Below are 17,991 nucleotides of genomic sequence, written 5' to 3'. Positions count from 1 at the left end.
GGTCAGTCCTCCTCCGTGTTCGCCAGGATCTCGGCGAGGTGAATGGGCTTGACGCCAGAGTTCTGCCGCGACAGCACTCCGCCGATGTTGAGCAGGCAGGAGTTGTCACCTGCGACGACGTACTCGGCACCGGTCTCGCGCACGTGACGGGCCTTGTCGGCCGCCATGGCGGCGCTGACGTCGGGGTTCTTGATGCTGAACGTACCGCCGAAACCGCAGCACTGTTCCTCGGCGGGCAGGTCCACCAGGGTCATGCCGCGCACGTTCCTGAGCAGCTGGTAGGGGCGGTCGCCCAGGTGGATGAGACGGCGTCCATGACATGACGGGTGATAGGTGACCGAGTGCGGGAAGTAGGCGCCGACGTCGGTGACACCCAGCACGTCGACGAGGAACTCCGGCAGATCGTAGGTGCGCTTGCTGGTCTGGGCCGCGGCTCGCTCGAGCCCCTTGTCGCCGATGTGCTCGGCGATCATGGTGTGCTGATCACGCACGGCTGCGACACACGAACCCGACGGGGCGACGACGTAGTCGTAGTCGCTGAACGCGTCGACGTAGGAACGGATCATCGGAACCGTCTCGTCGAAGTATCCGGTGTTGGTGGTGATCTGGCCGCAGCAGGTCTGCTCGTAGGGGAACTCGACGGTGCAGCCGAGTCGCTCGAGCAGGCTGGTGACGGCCTGCCCGGTGCGAGGGAACATGACGTCGTTGATGCACGTGATGAACAGTGCGACGGTCATCCCCTGACCGGGACGCCCAACCTTCTCGGTGGCGTTCTGCGGGGTGATGGTGGTCATTGGAGCACCTCCTGATGGTGCATGGAAGGGGTTGACGACGTGACAGTAGTAATCATGGCACCATCCAGCCCAGGACCGGGGTGGACATGAGTCCAACGAGGATACACATGAGTACCAGCAGGATGAGGGAGTACTTGAACACCTTCCTCAGGATGACCGACTCGCCGCCAGCCAAGCCGATGGCAGTGGCGGCCACGGTGAGCGACTGCGGGGAGATCATCTTGCCGACGACACCACCGGAGGCACCGGCACCGACGAGCAGGTGCTTGGTGCCCGCCACGCCCAGGTGGGATCCGGCGCCGATCTGGTCACCCACGCTGGCCTGCAGCTGGGAGAACAGGATGTTGGCCGAGGTGTCCGAACCGGTGACATAGGTACCGATCCAGCCGAGGATCGGGGCGAGGAACGGGTAGACGGCACCGGCACCGGCGATGAACAGCCCCAGGGCGAGGGTCTGGCCCGAGTCGCCCATGACGTAGGCCAGGGCGACGACCGCGCCGATCGTCAGGGCGGAGAACTTCATCTTCTTGGCGTTGGTCCACAGTTCGGTGAAGATGTCCTTGATCGACACCCGGTAGATGAGCCCGACGAGGATGGCAACGATGGCCAGCAGGAATCCGGGTTGCGACAGCCAGGGCCAGGTGAAGGTCTGGTGGGCCGATGGTGCGCCGGAGGCGGACATGATCTCCGACAGCCCAGGCCAGGTCATCGGGGTGTCCGCCTTGACCAGGCCCTGTTTGATGCTGGGGATGGCTGCCACGGAGAAGACGACGATGACGAGGATGTAGGGCACCAGGGCCATGAAGATACGGTGGCCGGTGAGACCTTCGGTGGATGGGGCCTCGGCCGAGACGGGTTCGGTCTCCAGTGCCTCGTCCATGGGGATGCCGATACGCTCGGCGGCTTCGCGGCCGCCCTTGGGCTTCCACACCTTGAGGAAGATCATGGCCAGGGCGACGGTGACGACGGCGGCGAAGATCTCGGTGAGGTTGTACACGGCTGTGCTGCCGACGATGATCTTGGTGGCTCCGAAGACGATGCCGACGAACAGGCCGAACGGCCACACCTCCCTGACGCCCTTGCGGCCGTCCATGATGGCCAGCATGAGGAAGGGCACCACCAGGCAGAGCACGGCACACACCCGGGCGGTGATCGGGGCGACGTCGGTGACGTTGAGCCCACCGGTCTTGGCGGCCATGAGCACCGGCAGACCCACGGCGCCGAAGGCCACCGGAACGGTGTTGGCGACCAGGGCCGTCACTGCGGCACGCAGCTTGCCGAAGCCGATGGCAACGAGCATGGCGGCGGCGATGGCCACCGGGGCACCGAAGCCGGCCAGGGCTTCCAGCAGACCGCCGAAGCAGAAAGCGATGAGGATGCCGAGCACACGCGGGTCGTCACTGATGAGGAAGAAGGTGCGGCGCAGGTCGTCGAACCTGCCCGAGATCACCGTCACCTGGTACATCCAGATGGCACTCAGCAGGATCCACACGATGGGGAACAGACCGTAGAGGAAACCCTCCACACTGCTGGAGATTGCCGTACCGAACGGCATCTTGAAGGCGGTGATCGCCACGACGAGGGCGACGAGCCACGAGAAGAGGCCGGCCCAGTGGGCTTTCCATCGCAGTGCCCCCAGGGTGATGAGCATGGAAAGAATGGGTAGCAGCGCCACCAGGGCAGACAGCCACTGCTTCCCCAGGGGGTTGGGGTCAGGCGTGAACGCCTCGAGCAATACCATCGGGACTCCGTTGTTCCACAATTTTTCAGGGCAAGGTGCAGGGATGGCCACGCGTCCCAGCGAGCACATCCGTGCAGGACCGTTATTGGTCCGACCAATAACATTGAGCCTATGAGGCGAGTTTTCGCGTCGTCAAGCGGTCTAGCCGGATACTTCTACCATGCTTCTGCACGTTCGTGCAGGGGCTCAATCATGACCACGCGGACGCGACGACGTGCTCCCTCGGGCGGTGACGAGCACGTCGGGTGTGCCACACTGGTGAACCACACGAATGAGGCTGCTGGGCCCCACCGGTGACGTCGACGTCACCGTGCCACGGGCCATGACAGTCCCGGGAGGAAAACCGTCGCCTGCGACGATCATGCTCACGCACCCCGAGAGAACACGCCCCATCCGGTGTCCCCCGAGAGCCCTCCGCCCGGAGCGCCCCGAACCAGGAGTGAGACGATGCCCGACAGTTTTGTCAGACCCGGCAGACGCAGCCACGGCGGAGGTTTCGACGTCGCCCTGGACTACTTCGAGGAAGGGATTTCCTCAGGACGACTCACCAATGGTGACAAGCTTCCCAGTGAACGTGACCTCGCCACGCAACTGGGTGTGAGCCGCGGGGCGGTGCGTGAGGCGATACGGATGCTGCAGGCCCTGGGCATCCTCGTCTCGGAGACCGGGCGGGGCAACGGCACCCGGGTGGAGTCGTCCCCGTCCAACGCCATCGGAAGAATTCTGCGGCTGCAGCTGGCCCTCTCCCTCGTGTCGTTCTCCGACCTCACCGAGACCCGCGTCGCCCTGGAGCGCGCCACCAGCGCTGCTGCCGCACGTCAGCGTCGCCCAGAGCCGTTGGTCCGGGCGCAGAAGGTTCTGGATCGCATGTCCGACGCGAGCGACCAGGACACCTTCAACGAGCTGGACACCGATTTCCACATCGCCCTGGCCGAGGCGGGGGGCAATGGCCTCATGAGTGACCTCACGGTGGCCATCCGCGAAGCGGTGCACTCCCCCATCAAGTCGGCAGAGTTGGCGGTGGCGGACTGGACCGGCACCCGACGGCAACTCGTCGACGACCACGTCGCCATGCTGCAGGCCGTCAAGGCCGGGGACGCGGAACAGGCCGCGCGCCTCACCGAGAAGCACATCCGGTCGGCCTACGCCACCTTGCTGCACGAGTGAGCCACCCGGGAAGATCGCCTCGGGCAGGGTGCCCCCGAACCAGCGAGGCGGGCCACTGCCAGACCAGTCATCGTCGGGGCACGCGGTCACGTCTGCGTGGGAACGCTCAGCCCTGCTGCTTGTCGAGTTCTGTCTGCAGACGCTCGAGCTTGGCCGTCATCTCGCCGGTGCGACCGGGGCGGATGTCGGCCTTGAGCACCAGCGAGACGCGAGTGCCGTACTCGCCGACCGCCTCGGTGGCGCGCTTGACGACGTCCATCACCTCATCCCAGGAGCCCTCGATCTCGGTGAACATGGAACTGGTGTGGTGCGGCAGACCGGACTCCTGCACGATGCGCACGGCGGACGCCACGGCGTCGGCGACCCCACCGTCCTCGCGGGAGGCACGACCACCACTGGGAACAAGACTGAATGCAACGATCATGGGTCCAGTATGTCCCCAGTACCCACTCAGGAGGAGGGGAACCGGACCACTTCGGGAAATCATCTAGACTGCTCGACGCGGGCCTTGTCACACGAAAGTTCCCCGGCACATCGCACGAGGTGCTTCGTCACCGACACACGATCAGCCACCACCGCGGTGACTCTCAAGCACAGTCGTACGTCCGCGGGGAAAGGATTCATGTCCAGCGGAGTCATCACACCTGCCACGATCCCCCAGCAGAGACGGTTCATCCGCAAGGTCACCCTTGCCACCGCGTGGGGAGAGGGTCTTGATGGCTACGACCTGGGAATCATCAGCGTCGTCATCGCCTCCATCGCCAAGGACCTGCACATGGGGGCTGGCGTGACGGGTCTCATCGGTGCGTCCTCACTCATCGGCATCTTCATCGGGGCACCCCTGTTCGGTTACCTCACCGATCGCTATGGCCGGCACAAGATGTTCCTGCTCGACCTGGTGATCTTCCTCATCGCCGGTGTGGCCCAGGCCCTGGTCTCCGACGGATGGGTCCTGTTCTCCCTCCGCTTGGTCCTTGGCATTGCCGTGGGTGCGGAGTACTCGATCGGTGCTCCCATGCTTGCCGAGTTCATCCCCGCCCATGACCGGGGCAGACGTCTTTCGCTGCTGGAGGTCTTCTGGTACGTCGGGTTCCTGCTTGCCGTGATCGTCGGGTACGCATTCGCCGACGCAGGAATCCACTGGCGGTGGACCCTGGCCACGAGCGCCGTGCCGGCCGCCATCACCCTCGTCGCCCGCCTCGGCATCCCCGAGTCTCCTCGCTGGCTGGCACGCCAGGGACGCACCGACGAGGCTCAAGAGATCGTTGAACGTTGTCTCGGGAACGGTTACTACGACGCTGAGGCCATGGATGCCGAGGAGCCCCGATCAGGTGGGATGGGGAGGCTCTTCGCCCCGGGGGTGCGAAGCCGCACCCTTTTCGTCTGCACCTTCTGGACCTGTCTGGTGGCACCCTACTTCGCCATCTTCACGTTCGCTCCCCAGGTTCTCGGGGCACTGCATCTCGATGACCCGAAGGCAGCCACCATTGCCACCAACAGCATCGCGCTGCTGGGGGTCACCGTCGGCATGGTGGTGATCGAGAGGATCGGACGCCGTGCCATGCTCATCCCGCCTTTCTGGGTCCAGACCGTGGCACTGCTGGTCATCGGACTCTGGAGCGGGGCCCCGACGTGGATCGTGGTGGTCTGCTTCGCGGCGTATGCCTTCTTCAACTCCGTGTCCGGCAATCTCACGGCGGTCTATCCAGCCGAGATCTTCCCCACCGACGTCCGCACCAGTGGCGTCGGCCTCGCCGCCGCTGCCAGCCGGGTGGGTGCCGCCATCGGCACCTGGCTGCTGCCACTGGGAATCACCCACCTCGGTATCCAGGCGTGCATGCTCATCGGCGCAGCCATGTGCGCCGGTGGCGCGCTGATGTCGCACTCCATGGCCCCCGAGACCACCGGGAAGGCCCTGACCCGAACCAGCGGTTGATCCCCTGCGGACCGACGAGATGTGGTGATCGTCGGCACCAGAAGAAGCTGGTTCGGGTGGTCCCTGCCGGTGCACAACCCCGCTCGCCCGCGGTGAACATCCGTGCCACGCAATGAACAAAATTGCATGAGTGTCGTCAGTTGATGAACGAACCGCAAAAGGTACTACCATCGGTCGTAGTTGACCCGATGATCGAAAAGGGAGAAGTCAGGCATGAGCACGGACACCCCGGTCGCCCCCGAGGAAGAGGGCTACTTCGTCAAGGAACGGCAGGACATTGCCGAGCGCCCAGACCTGTCGAACACCACAGGGCGCGTGTCGCCGGTACGGTCGCGCCGTCCCGTGTACCTGGACATGATGCCACCGTGCAACGGTGGGTGCCCCGCTGGTGAGAACATCCAGGAATGGCTGCGCCTCATCAAGGCCCACGAGGAGGAGAAGGCGTGGCGTCAGCTCACCACCGACAACCCCTTCCCCGCCATCGAGGGGCGTGTCTGCTACCACCCCTGTGAGGTCGAGTGCAACCGTGCCGACCTCGACGGTGCCGTCTCCATCCACTCCGTCGAGCGTTACCTGGGCGACATGGCCATCGAGAAGGGATGGCACTTCGAACGCCCCGTGGAGCGTTCCGGGCACCGCGTCCTCATCATCGGAGCCGGCCCAGCCGGACTGTCCGCCGCCTACCACCTGTCGATGATGGGCCACGACGTCGAGATCTATGACGCCGGCGACAAGTACGGCGGCATGATGCGCTACGGCATCCCCGAGTACCGGCTGCCGCGCGACATCCTCGAGGCCGAGGTGGAGCGTCTCGTCAACGACCTCGGCGTGAAGATCGTCCTCAACCATCCCGTCCAGGACCTCGACGAGGAGCGCGCCAAGGGCCGTTTCGACGCCGTCTTCGTGGCCATCGGTGCCCACCTGTCCAAGCGCGTCGACATCCCCACCGTCGACGCAGGACGCATGGTCGATGCCGTGAGCTTCCTGCACGACGTCTCCACCGGCAGCAAACCCGTCGTCGGACGCCGAGTGGCCGTCTACGGTGGCGGCAACACCGCCATGGACGCTGCCCGCGTCGCCAAGCGTCTGGGGGCCGAGGAGTCCATCATCGTCTACCGTCGCACCGCCGACCAGATGCCCGCCAATGCCGAGGAACGCGAGGAGGCCGAGCGTGAGGGGGTGCAGATGAACTGGCTGCGCACCATCACCGAGGTGGGCGACGACCTCACCGTCGAGGTCATGGAGCTCGACGAGAACGGCAAGCCGCACGGCACCGGCCGCTACGAGAAGCTCGAGGCCGACACCCTCATCCTCGCCGTGGGTCAGGAGGCCGACACGAGCTTCCTGCACAAGATGCCCGGCATGCGCTTCCGCCATGACGTCGTCGACGTCAACCCGCACACCCTCATGACCGACATCCCCGGCATCTTCGCCGGTGGTGACACCGTGCCCTCCGAACGCACCGTGACGATCGGCGTGGGACACGGCAAGCGCGCCGCCCGCCAGATCGACCTGTGGCTCAACCGTGAGACCGCCTACCCCTCCCCGCGCAACACGACGGTCGGGTTCACCGACCTCAACCTGTGGTACTTCGGCGACCACGGACGCCGTCACCAGCCCGAGCTCGATCCCACCCAGCGCATCGGGTTCGCCGAGGTCATCGGCGGTCTGGGCGACCAGCAGGCCCACTTCGAGGCCGAACGCTGCCTGAGCTGCGGCAACTGCTTCGAGTGTGACGGCTGCCTGGGAGCCTGCCCGGAGGACGCCATCATCAAGCTGGGCGAGGGACACCGCTACCAGTTCGACTACGACAAGTGCACCGGTTGCGGAGCCTGCGCCGAGCAGTGCCCCGTCCACGCCATTCAGATGATCCCGGAGGACACCCCCATCGAGTCCATCCAGGGAGCCGGCAACCCCACGGCCGGATGGGCCGTACGCCCCACGCCGAACCCCGTGCGTTCGGCACAAGCCAAGTTCAAGCTCGTCGAGAAGAACTGAAACGGAGAGACGAGGACATCATGGAACGTACCCGCATGATCGCAGACGGAAACACCGCCGCTGCTTCCGTCGCCTACCGCGTCAACGAGCTCTGCTCGATCTACCCCATCACCCCGTCCTCCCCGATGGCCGAGACCGCCGACGAGTGGTCGGCCGCCGGACGCGAGAACATCTGGGGAGCGGTGCCCACCGTCATCGAGATGCAGTCGGAGGGAGGCGCCGCCGGAGCCATCCACGGCGCCCTGCAGGGTGGTGCCCTGAGCACGACCTTCACGGCCTCCCAGGGCCTGCTGCTCATGATCCCCAACATGTACAAGATCGCCGGTGAGCTCACCAGCACCGTCTTCCACGTCGCAGCCCGCTCCCTGGCCGCCCAGGGCCTGTCGATCTTCGGTGACCACCAGGACGTCATGGCCTGCCGGCAGACCGGTTTCGCCATGCTGTGCTCCTCGACGGTGCAGGAGTGCCACGACATGGCACTCATCGCCCAGACCGCCACGATGAAGTCGCGCGTGCCGTTCATGCACTTCTTCGAGGGGTTCCGCACCTCCCACGAACTCAACGTGCTCGAGACGCTCTCCGACGACGACCTGCGTCAGTTCATCACCGACGACATGGTCCACGCCCACCGGGAGCGCGCCCTGTCACCGGCCCACCCGTTCATCCGTGGCACCGCCCAGAACCCCGACACCCACTTCCAGGCTCGTGAGACGGCCAACTCGTACTACAACGCCGTGCCCGGCATCGTCTCGGAGATCATGGACCAGTTCGCCGAGCTCACCGGACGTCAGTACCACCTGGTGGAGTACCACGGCGACCCGGAGGCCACCGAGGTCCTGGTGTGCATGGGCTCTGGTGCCCGCACGATCGAGCACACCATCGACTACCTCAACAGCCGCGGCCACAAGGTCGGTCTGGTCGAGGTACACCTGTTCCGCCCATTCCCGGCCGCCGAGATCGTCAAGGCCATCCCGTCGACCGCTCGCGCCGTCGCCGTGCTGGACCGCACCAAGGAGCCCGGTTCCAACGGTGAGCCGCTCTTCCTCGACGTCGTCGCCGCCCTCTCCGAAGGTGTGAGTCGAGGTGACCGCGCCTCGATGCCACTGGTCTGCGGTGGACGCTATGGCATCTCGTCGAAGGAGTTCACCCCGGGCATGGTGGCCGGCATCGTCGACGAGCTGGAGAAGGAGGAGCCGCGTCCGCGCTTCACCGTCGGCATCAACGACGACGTCACCAACCTCTCCCTGCCCTACACCGATCTGGACATCGAGGATCCCAAGACCCTGCGTGCAGTGTTCTTCGGCATGGGTTCCGACGGCACCGTCGGTGCCAACAAGAACACCATCAAGATCCTTGGCTCCGACGCCGACACCTACGCCCAGGGCTACTTCGTCTACGACTCGCGCAAGTCGGGGTCGCGCACGACCTCGCACCTACGTTTCGGGCCCAACCCGATCGAGGCTCCGTACCTGGTGACCAAGGCCGGGTTCATCGGCATCCACGCTTGGGGGATCCTCGAGTCCATCGACGTGCTGACGATGGCGCGCGAGGGCACCACCGTGCTGCTCAACTCGCCGTACGGTCCGGACGAGGTGTGGAGCAAACTGCCACGCACCTTCCAGCAGCAGGTCGTCGACAAGAAGCTCGACCTGTGGACCATCGACGCCCTGTCGGTGGCACGTGAGGTGGGCCTGCGCAACCGCACGAACACCATCCTGCAGACGTGTTTCTTCGCGATCTCGGGAGTGCTGCCCAAGGACGAGGCCATCGAGCGGATCAAGGACTCGATCCAGAAGACCTACGGCAAGAAGTCCCAGAAGATCGTCGACATGAACCACGCGGCCGTCGACGCCTCCCTGGAGCACCTGTTCCAGGTGAAGGTCCCCGAGTCGGTCGACGCCAACCACGACCTCGTCGAACCGGTGCGCGACGACTCGCCGGAATTCGTCAAGACGATCACCGCGAGGATGATCACCGGCGAGGGAGACCTGCTACCGGTCTCCAGCCTGCCCGCCGACGGCACCTACCCGGCCGGTACGACCCGTTTCGAGCACCGCACCCTCTCCGACGTCATCGCCGAGTGGGACCCGCAGGCCTGCATCCAGTGCGGAAACTGTGCCTTCGTGTGCCCGCACGGCGTCATTCGCGCCAAGTACTACCAGAAGTCGGCCCTGGAGGGCGCCCCGGAGACCTTCGAGTCCGCCCAGCTCAACGCCGCCGGTCTGCCCGAGTCATGCTACACCCTGCAGGTGGTGCCCGACCAGTGCACCGGCTGTGGTCTGTGCGTCGAGGCATGCCCGGCCCATCCGGTCGGACGCCCGGATCGCAAGGCCATCAACCTGGCCGAGCACTTGGACAAGACCGATCAGCGCGAGAACGTCGAGTTCTTCAACTCCCTGCCGGTCAACGACCGGTCCCGGGTGGACTTCGCCACCGTGCGTGGCACCCAGTTCCTCGAGCCGCTGTTCGAGTTCTCCGGTGCCTGTGCCGGCTGCGGTGAGACGCCCTACGTCAAACTCATCACCCAGCTCTTCGGTGACCGTGCCGAGGTGGCCAATGCCACCGGTTGTTCGTCGATCTACGGTGGCAACCTGCCGACCACCCCCTGGGGCAAGAACGCCGACGGACGTGGACCGGCCTGGTCGAACTCGCTGTTCGAGGACAATGCCGAGTTCGGTCTGGGCATGCGGCTGGCCTCCGACGTACAGGCCGGGCTGGCCAAGCGTCACCTGCAGGCCATGTCCGACCAACTCGACCCCGAGCTCGTCGACGACCTGCTCAACGCCCCGCAGCTCACCGAGCACGACCTGGTGGACCAGGAACGTCGCGTCGCCAAGCTCGTCGACCAGCTGCAGACGATGGAGCAGACCCCGCTGGTACGCAACCTGCTGAGTGTCGCCGATCACCTGCTGCGTCGCTCGGTGTGGATCATCGGCGGTGACGGCTGGGCCTACGACATCGGTTCGGGCGGCGTGGACCACGTGCTCGCCTCCGGCCGTGACGTCAACGTCCTGGTGATGGACACCGAGGTGTACTCCAACACTGGTGGTCAGGCCTCCAAGTCGACACCGCTGGGTGCCGTCGCCAAGTTCGCCTCCGGCGGCAAGCAGACCGCCAAGAAGGACATGGCCATGCAGGCCATCGCCTACGGCTCGGTCTATGTTGCCCGGGTGGCCTTCGGCTCGGACCCGCAGCAGGCCCTGCAGGCCTTCCGTGAGGCCGAGGCCTACCCCGGCCCATCGCTCATCATCGCCTACAGCCACTGCATCGCCCACGGCTACGACCTCAAGAACGGCCTGGACCAGCAGTACAAGGCGGTGCACTCGGGGCACTGGCCGCTCATGCGCTACAACCCGGTGCTGGCCGAGGATGGCAAGAACCCGTTCCTGCTCGACTCGCCCCGTCCGGATACCACGTGGCGCGACTACACCAAGCTGGAGCTGCGTTACCGGATGCTCGCCAAGGCCCACCCCGAGGAGGCCGAGCGGCTTCTGGACCTGGGTCAGCGTCAGGTCGAGAAGAAATGGCAGGAGTACGAGCAGATGGCAACGATGGGCCCGGAGTCCTTCGCCATCGACGCCCGACTCAAGAACATCACCTCCGGCTCCAACCGGGGCTGAGATCCACCAATGACGCCGGCCGTGGCTTTCCGTATCCATCGCGTACCCCTGGGCCCACCCCCGTACGCGGGGGCCACGGCCGGCCCTTTCCCCGTCCCTCCCACATCACTGGATCCTGGCCCCGTCGGCCCCGATCCGTCAGCCATCCACATCCACCTGGTCAGAAGTCAATCTGCCCCGGACCCGTCTGAGAGGTGCATCCCATGAGCGTCGATCTGAGCACGAACTATCTCGGTCTGCCACTGCGCAACCCCATCGTCGCCTCTGCTGGACCCATCCAGCAGACCACTGACGGCGTCAAGGCCCTGGCCGACGCCGGGGTCGGTGCCGTCGTCATGTACTCCCTGTTCGAGGAGCAGGTGAGGCATGAGGAGGCCCGGATGGCCGAGGTGGAGCTGGAGTACATGAACTCCTTCGCCGAGTCACTGAGTTTCTTCCCCACCGTCGCCAGCAACGCTGGTGGCATCACCGAGAAGTACCTCAGGCATCTCGAGGCGAGCGTCAAGGCGGTCGACGTTCCCGTCATCGGCTCCCTCAACGCTGCCGGGGTGGGCAACTGGGTCAAGACCGCCCACCGCATGCAGGACGCCGGAGCCGCGGCCCTGGAGTGCAACATCTACGCCGTGCCCGACATCGGGATGAGCGGTCCGGAGATCGAGGATCGCCACATCGAGATCGTCTCGGCCGTCAAGGACGCCATCGACATCCCGGTGGCCGTCAAGGTGCTCCCGTTCTTCTCCGCCCCCGGCAACATGATGCTGCGACTGGCTGCCGCCGGAGCCGACGGGCTCGTCATGTTCAACCGGTTCCTGCAGCCCGACATCGACATCGAGACCCTCGGTGTCGAGTCCGGGGTGTGGCTGTCCAACAAGGTCGAGCAGCGCACCGCCCTCACGTGGATCGCCGCCATCTCCAAACAGGTGGACGCCTCCATCGCCGCCACCTCGGGTGTGGCCACCCCCGAGGATGCCATCAAGTACATCCTTGCCGGCGCCGATGTCGTCATGTCAACCTCGGCCCTGGTGCGCAACGGCGCCGACTACGCCACCGAGATCATCGACGGGCTGAGCAGTTACCTGGAACGCAAGCAGCTCAGCCTGGAGCAGGCTCGTGGCCTGCTCGCCGTGCCCGACGACGCCTCGGCAGCCGAGTACGAGCGCAACGGCTACGTCTCGGCCCTGGAGAAGGCCAAGACCACCTACGGCAGCCTGCGCTGAGATTCCCGTAGTACTCCCCGTACTTACACAGCTCAGTACCGCGCAGCCCCGTACTACTGCACAGCTAGTACCGCGCAGCCCCGTACCGTGAACAGGGGCCGTCAGCACCCGAACGCCCTGTGGTCCCACGGCACGTGCCGTGGGACCACAGACGTCATGGCCTGGTGAGATAACGAAGCGGTTAGCGTCCCAATACGTTGTGAGGGCGTTGCACAACAGGCTTGACGCACATCGTGGGGCTCGCGACGGCTGACGTAGGCCCACACAGACGGAGACCCCACCACGTGCAAGTCGATGCCGGACCTGCGGACCACCATCCCGGAATGGAGGTGGACCCAGACGCGTGCAAGTTGGGCGCGTGCAAGTTGATGGGGCCTCAATCTGCACGACGATCGGTCCTTGAGTGGATGTTGTTCGGGCCGACCCCGATGGGCCGGCCCGAACAAGAAAGTTGAGAGAGCTCAGTCAGCAATGAGATGACGCCCCGTCCAACAGGCCAGTGGAAACGGCACGGGCAGACGGAACGCCCGTGGTGATCCGGTGCGGCCGGATCACCATCCACTCACTGGTGGCGCGCCGTCACCAGCTCACTGATAGCGCACCGTCACCAGACCGGCACCGGGAGCAATGGCGTTCATCGCTGCGGTGGAGAGGTCCAGGCAGCGTCCCCCGACGTAGGGACCGCGGTCGTTGATGCGCACCGAGACCGTCTTGCCATTGCTCACATTGGTGACGCGAATGGTCGAACCGAGCGGCAGGGTACGGCTGGCAGCAGTGAGCTTGGAGGGATCGAAGGTCTCACCCGAGGCAGTCGGACCACCCGCGGTACCGTCGCCAGCTCCATAGGTGGAGGCCTGACAGGTGGTCCCGCCGGTCACCGGATTGGAGCTGGAGCCGCCACCGTTGCTGACGGTCGACGCGCTGGCAGACTTGCCGGCAGCGCCCTTCTTCGCGGGTGAGGGTTTCGACGTGGACTTGGTCCCGACCTTCTTCACCTCGTCGGTGGCAGGCTTGACGACCTTGCTGGAGATCTTGCGCTCACCAGCCTTCTTGCCGTTCTTGTAGGTGACCTCCCAAGTTTCCTCGTTGACGCCGTTGACGCCCTTGGTGGTGATCTTCGTGGTGCCCTTGTCCATCGAGGAGTCCTTGACCGTCTTGGTCTTGAACTTCGCGTCGGACTTGCGGGTCTCCTTCTTGGTGTCGACCTTGGTGAAGTCGATGACCATGCCATAGGTGAGCGGAGTGCCCAAGCCCGGCTTGGAGATGTCGTTGGAGTCCACCTTGATGCCAGCAGCCTTGAGGGCGTCGGCAACGGTTCCCCGCGCAGAAACCTGCTGGCTCTTGGAGCCAGTCTTGACGATGACGTCCTGGGCGGTGCGAACGGTGATCGACAGCCCCTGACGTGAGATACCGGACGAGCGGCTCACCGACAGGTTGTCGTTGGAGTCGACCAGGCCTGCCTTCGCGAGGAAGTCCGAGACGTTCGTCTCGGTGGTCCAGCGAGTGACCTTCTTGCCGTCCACCGTGAGGACGACCTTGCGTCCGTACTTGACGGTGATGACCGATCCATCGGAGACGTCACTGTTCAGTGCTGGCTGCACGGAGTCGTGCTCACCCACCGTGATGCCCTGGGAACCCAGGACTTCCTGAACAGTTCCGGGGTGAACCTTGGCCTCACGAGAGACACCGTCCACCGAGATGGTGACATCGTCACGGTTGAGGACGTTGGCCATCGTCACGCCACCGGCAGTGGTCAGTGCAACGGCTCCGGCGATCGCAGAGGCAATGATCTTCGACATTCGCTTCCCAAGAGGTCGGGGGCTCGAGTGCTCTGTGGTTCTCGAGGGCCCAGAACGGTCAGTTGCTATGTACCGGCCGGGCGTTGACGCCCAACCACACGCCACTCACGCAGCGCTTGGTAAACGATACGACGCATTCCCCTCAAAAACCAAAAATTTCCTGAGAAAAACTCAGAAAGCAGGGCGCCTGGCGTTCGGCGCCGAGCCATCTGAGCCTGTCATGACGGGCTGAAATGGGTTTCTCATGTTCTCAGGATCGCGGGCGGAACCCGGTGAGCCTCAGACTGTTGAGCACGACGAACACCGACGAGAACGACATCGCCGCAGCAGCAATGACCGGGGTGAGCAGGCCCAGGGCGGCGACGGGGATGGCGAGGACGTTGTAGCCGAATGCCCACCACAGGTTGCCGCGGATGATCCCACGGGTGGCGTCGGCGAGCTCCAGGGCATCCACCCCGGCACCCAGATCGGCACGGGTGAGGGTGACGTCCGCTGCAGCGATGGCGACATCGGTACCGGTCCCCATGGCCATGCCCAGGTCTGCCGTGGCCAGGGCAGCCGCATCGTTGACGCCGTCACCGATGAAGGCCACTCGACTCCCCTGCTGCCGCAGCTGCTCGACAACCGTCACCTTCTGGCCAGGGGTGGTCTCGGCATGGACCTCGTCGATGCCGACGGTCTCGGCCATCGTGTGGGCAGCGCCGGGATTGTCACCGGTGAGCAGCACGGGCCGCAGCCCACGACGGCGCATCCGTTCGACGGATCGGGCGGAGCTGGGGCGCACGGTGTCGGAGACGGTGAGCGCCCCGCGCACCTGATCGGCCACGCTGACGACGAGTACGGTGTGGCCGCTTTCGGCGGCCTGTTCGACGGCGGCACGCAGGCCTTCGGGCAGGGGAACCAGGCCGGGGCGCCCCACCACGATCTGGACGGGTTCAGCCTGAGAGGTCTCCTCCTGCTGTCGATCTGTCTGCTGTTGATCAACGTCCGGTCGATCCGGCGTGTGCGCCTCATGTGGTTGATCCTGCGCCTGGCTCAGTCGACCACGTACCCCCTGCCCGGGCAGGGCCTCGACGTCGTCCACCTGGGCCGGACGGACACCCAGCTGTTCGGCTCGGTGCAGCACCGCATGGGCGATGGGGTGTTCCGAGCCGGACTCCACCCCGGCCGTCAGGCGAAGGAGTTCCTCGGCCTGTCGACCGTCAAGGGCTTCGCCGTCAGATCCAAGGACCTGTGCCACGGCCATGACGGCACTGGTGAGGGTGCCGGTCTTGTCCATGACGACGGTGTCGATGCCCTGGGCACGCTCCAGTGCCTGGGGCCCACGGATGAGCACCCCCATGCGGGCACCGCGCCCGGTCCCGGCGAGCAACGCCAGCGGAGTGGCGAGCCCCAGAGCACACGGGCAGGCGATGATGAGCACCGAGATGGCCGCGGTGAGGGCCGCCGCCACGCGTCCGGTGACGAGCATCCACACCACGAAGGTGAGCACGGCGATGCCGATGACCGCCGGGACGAAGACTGCCGAGATCTTGTCGGCCAGGTCCTGGCTGGACGAGCGTCCGGTCTGGGCCTCGTCGATGAGACGGGCGATGTGGGCGAGCTGGGTGTCGTCGCCCACGGCGGTCGCCTGTACGACGAGCCGACCGGAGCTGTTGATCGCCGAACCGACGACGGCGTCCCCCGGACCGACCTCCACCGGCACGGACTCACCGGTGAGCATCGAGTTGTCGACGGCAGAGCGTCCCTCGACGACGGTCCCGTCGGCGCTGACGCGTTCCCCGGGGCGCACGACGAACCGTTCGCCCACCCCCAGGGCTGCGATGGGTCGTTCCACCTCGGTGCCGTCACTGGTGAGCAGGTGGACGATGGTCGGACGCATGTCGAACAGGGCCTGCAGTGCCGAACCGGCCTCGGCCCTGCTGCGATGCTCGATGTAACGACCCGCCAGGATGAACATGATGACGCCGACGGCTGCTTCGAGGTACAGCGACCCAGCGGCATGTGTCTGGGAGCTGGACAGTCGCCAGGTCATGTGGTGCCGCATGCCGATACGGCCCGCATCACCCCAGATGAGTGCCCACAGGGACCATCCCAGGGAGGCCAGGGACCCCATGCTGATGAGGGTGTCCATGGTCGTCGCGCCATGCTTGAGGTTCACCCAGGCTGCGCGGTGGAAGCCGAATCCGCACCAGAACACCACGGGCAGGGTGAGCGCCAGGCAGACCCACTGCCAGGCCGGGAACTGCAGTGTCGGCGTCATGGACAGCACGATGACCGGCAGACCGAGCACCATCGCCCCGATGAGGCGATGCCTCAGCTGCGTCTGGCGATCGACGACCGGTTCGCTGGTGGACGACGGCCGGGCCTGGTATCCGGTGCGGGTGACGACGTCGATGAGGTCGTCCTGACTCACCTGGGGCGGGGCCAGGACGTGTGCCTTGGCCGTGGCGTAATTGACGGTGGCCTTGACCCCGTCGACCTTGTTGAGCTTCTTGGTGATCCGGGCAGCGCAGGAGGCACAACTCATGCCGGAGATGTCCAGGTCGACGGTTCGGCGCGCCCCACCATTGTCGGCAGGCTCGTCAGCCGTCATGACGTTGGTGCCCGGGCCACCATTTGCCGTGTGGACGTTGCGGGTCGCCGTGTGGACGTTGCGGGCAGGTGTGACGGTGTGCGGGGAACCGGCAGCCGACCCCTCGGTGCTGATCGGATCAACACCGGAGGCACCGGCCACCGTGACGTTCCTTGACTCGTTCTGGTCGTGTCGAGACGTGGGTACTCCTCAGTGATGGCCGCCGCACTTGCACTCGCCCTCACCGTGGGCGGCGTGCCTCTCAGCAGCATCGGCGGAGTGCTTGTGCTCGCCACAGCCGCAGTCACAACCATCCTTCTCGTCGTGACAGTCGCACTCACAGTCCTTGTCGGCACCGGCCTCGCCAGCGTGCTCGCAGCAGTCATCCTTCTCGTCGTCGCACGAGCAGTCATCGTGCTTGTCACCGCACTGGCAGGCGTCCGCCGAGTTCTTGCCACAGGCACACGTACCCTCGGGGTGGCCAGCGGTGTCGAGGCTGTCCGCCTTGGTCGCGGTGTACTCGCCAGCCTCGTCCAAGGCCTTGTTGATGGCATCCATGCTGATCTCCTCAGCCGAGTCGATGGTCATGGAGCCGGTCTCCAGGCTCACGTACACCTTGTCGACGCCGTCAATGGCCGAGACCTCCTCGGTGATCGCCTTGACGCAGTGCTCGCAGGTCATGCCGGTGATCGTGTATGTCGTGTTCATGTCAGTACCTTTCGTTGGGAACGTTGGATCGTGGGAAGAACGGAGATGACGTCTGGCCCGAATGGGAGTCCAAGACCCCTGGAGCCGTGCACGGCGGGAGTACGGAACCGAGTCGAGCCTCAGGACCTGACGAGCCGGGCAATGGCACGATTCGCCTCGTCGATCTTGTCGGTCGCCTCCTGACCACCGCATTGGGCGGCCCGAGCCACACAGTGGTTCATGTGTTCGGACAGCAGTTTGAGTGACAGCGACTTGAGGGCGGAGTTCACCGCAGCGATCTGGGTGAGGATGTCAATGCAGTACTTCTCCTCCTCAACCATCCGCTCCAACCCGCGCACCTGACCTTCGATACGGTGCAGACGACGCAGGTAGGCATCCTTCTCGCCGAGATACCCGTGCCCCGGTGATCCAGGCGCAGTGGTCGACGACGTGGCGA

Annotated in this window: 12 protein-coding genes; 5 read left to right on the top strand and 7 right to left on the bottom strand. The window is 65.4% G+C overall.

The features are described from left to right. Positions 1 to 2: 2 nt before the first annotated feature. Together CKV91_RS02750 and CKV91_RS02745 are read right to left on the bottom strand one after the other, a co-directional pair. Positions 3 to 794, bottom strand: coding sequence for a (Fe-S)-binding protein (locus tag CKV91_RS02750; protein WP_023034764.1), 792 nt, complete (start codon positions 792 to 794; stop codon positions 3 to 5). 52 nt (positions 795 to 846) lie between these two features. Beyond that, complete coding sequence (locus tag CKV91_RS02745; RefSeq protein WP_065860956.1) at positions 847 to 2,535, bottom strand: L-lactate permease; 1,689 nt, start codon at positions 2,533 to 2,535, stop codon at positions 847 to 849. Positions 2,536 to 2,982: 447 nt separating this feature from the next. Between CKV91_RS02745 and CKV91_RS02740 the strand changes: the two genes are divergently transcribed. Next, positions 2,983 to 3,702, top strand: a complete 720-nt coding sequence (locus CKV91_RS02740; protein WP_095140945.1) for a FadR/GntR family transcriptional regulator — start codon at positions 2,983 to 2,985, stop codon at positions 3,700 to 3,702. 106 nt (positions 3,703 to 3,808) lie between these two features. On the opposite strand, the gene CKV91_RS02735 is transcribed toward CKV91_RS02740, so the two are convergent. Further along, complete coding sequence (locus tag CKV91_RS02735; protein ID WP_021103782.1) at positions 3,809 to 4,126, bottom strand: thiamine-binding protein; 318 nt, start codon at positions 4,124 to 4,126, stop codon at positions 3,809 to 3,811. A 198-nt stretch (positions 4,127 to 4,324) separates the two neighbouring features. Here CKV91_RS02735 and CKV91_RS02730 point away from each other — a divergent pair, with 198 nt between their 5' ends. The 4 genes from CKV91_RS02730 (at position 4,325) to CKV91_RS02715 (ending at position 12,473) form a co-directional block, all read left to right on the top strand. Then, positions 4,325 to 5,638 carry an MFS transporter gene (locus CKV91_RS02730; protein ID WP_021103781.1) on the top strand — a complete coding sequence of 438 codons (1,314 nt, stop codon included), beginning with the start codon at positions 4,325 to 4,327 and terminating at the stop codon, positions 5,636 to 5,638. Between the two features lie 213 nt (positions 5,639 to 5,851). Then, on the top strand, positions 5,852 to 7,636 hold the full coding sequence (locus tag CKV91_RS02725) for an NAD(P)-binding protein (RefSeq protein ID WP_065860957.1): 1,785 nt from the start codon (positions 5,852 to 5,854) through the stop codon (positions 7,634 to 7,636). 20 nt (positions 7,637 to 7,656) lie between these two features. Next, positions 7,657 to 11,256 (top strand): pyruvate:ferredoxin (flavodoxin) oxidoreductase, encoded by a 3,600-nt coding sequence (gene nifJ, locus CKV91_RS02720; RefSeq protein ID WP_065860958.1) that lies wholly within the window; start codon positions 7,657 to 7,659, stop codon positions 11,254 to 11,256. A 203-nt stretch (positions 11,257 to 11,459) separates the two neighbouring features. Beyond that, positions 11,460 to 12,473, top strand: a complete 1,014-nt coding sequence (locus CKV91_RS02715; RefSeq protein WP_021103777.1) for a dihydroorotate dehydrogenase-like protein — start codon at positions 11,460 to 11,462, stop codon at positions 12,471 to 12,473. A gap of 587 nt (positions 12,474 to 13,060) precedes the next feature. Here CKV91_RS02715 and CKV91_RS02710 read toward each other — a convergent pair. The 4 genes from CKV91_RS02710 to CKV91_RS09725 all read right to left on the bottom strand — a co-directional run bounded on the left by CKV91_RS02710 (position 13,061) and on the right by CKV91_RS09725 (position 17,923). Further along, complete coding sequence (locus CKV91_RS02710; RefSeq protein ID WP_021105934.1) at positions 13,061 to 14,272, bottom strand: ubiquitin-like domain-containing protein; 1,212 nt, start codon at positions 14,270 to 14,272, stop codon at positions 13,061 to 13,063. 250 nt (positions 14,273 to 14,522) lie between these two features. Continuing rightward, entirely contained in the window at positions 14,523 to 16,868 is a 2,346-nt protein-coding gene (locus CKV91_RS02705) for a heavy metal translocating P-type ATPase (protein WP_065860976.1), read from the bottom strand. Positions 16,869 to 17,057: 189 nt separating this feature from the next. After that, positions 17,058 to 17,555, bottom strand: a complete 498-nt coding sequence (locus CKV91_RS02700; protein ID WP_065860959.1) for a heavy-metal-associated domain-containing protein — start codon at positions 17,553 to 17,555, stop codon at positions 17,058 to 17,060. 119 nt (positions 17,556 to 17,674) lie between these two features. After that, positions 17,675 to 17,923: a metal-sensitive transcriptional regulator gene (locus CKV91_RS09725; RefSeq protein WP_036903670.1), complete on the bottom strand. Its 249-nt coding sequence runs from the start codon at positions 17,921 to 17,923 to the stop codon at positions 17,675 to 17,677. Between the last annotated feature and the right edge of the window lie 68 nt (positions 17,924 to 17,991).

Source organism: Cutibacterium granulosum (assembly GCF_900186975.1).
Lineage (GTDB): Bacteria > Actinomycetota > Actinomycetes > Propionibacteriales > Propionibacteriaceae > Cutibacterium > Cutibacterium granulosum.
This window is presented reverse-complemented; position numbering and strand designations above follow the sequence as displayed.

What these genes read in the sequence shown, in the direction of transcription:
- CKV91_RS02750 (WP_023034764.1), bottom strand. Translation starts at nt 794, where the DNA reads ATGACCACCATCACCCCGCAGAACGCCACCGAGAAGGTTGGGCGTCCC.
- CKV91_RS02745 (WP_065860956.1), bottom strand. Translation starts at nt 2,535, where the DNA reads ATGGTATTGCTCGAGGCGTTCACGCCTGACCCCAACCCCCTGGGGAAG.
- CKV91_RS02740 (WP_095140945.1), top strand. Translation starts at nt 2,983, where the DNA reads ATGCCCGACAGTTTTGTCAGACCCGGCAGACGCAGCCACGGCGGAGGT.
- CKV91_RS02735 (WP_021103782.1), bottom strand. Translation starts at nt 4,126, where the DNA reads ATGATCGTTGCATTCAGTCTTGTTCCCAGTGGTGGTCGTGCCTCCCGC.
- CKV91_RS02730 (WP_021103781.1), top strand. Translation starts at nt 4,325, where the DNA reads ATGTCCAGCGGAGTCATCACACCTGCCACGATCCCCCAGCAGAGACGG.
- CKV91_RS02725 (WP_065860957.1), top strand. Translation starts at nt 5,852, where the DNA reads ATGAGCACGGACACCCCGGTCGCCCCCGAGGAAGAGGGCTACTTCGTC.
- nifJ (WP_065860958.1), top strand. Translation starts at nt 7,657, where the DNA reads ATGGAACGTACCCGCATGATCGCAGACGGAAACACCGCCGCTGCTTCC.
- CKV91_RS02715 (WP_021103777.1), top strand. Translation starts at nt 11,460, where the DNA reads ATGAGCGTCGATCTGAGCACGAACTATCTCGGTCTGCCACTGCGCAAC.
- CKV91_RS02710 (WP_021105934.1), bottom strand. Translation starts at nt 14,272, where the DNA reads ATGTCGAAGATCATTGCCTCTGCGATCGCCGGAGCCGTTGCACTGACC.
- CKV91_RS02705 (WP_065860976.1), bottom strand. Translation starts at nt 16,868, where the DNA reads ATGACGGCTGACGAGCCTGCCGACAATGGTGGGGCGCGCCGAACCGTC.
- CKV91_RS02700 (WP_065860959.1), bottom strand. Translation starts at nt 17,555, where the DNA reads ATGAACACGACATACACGATCACCGGCATGACCTGCGAGCACTGCGTC.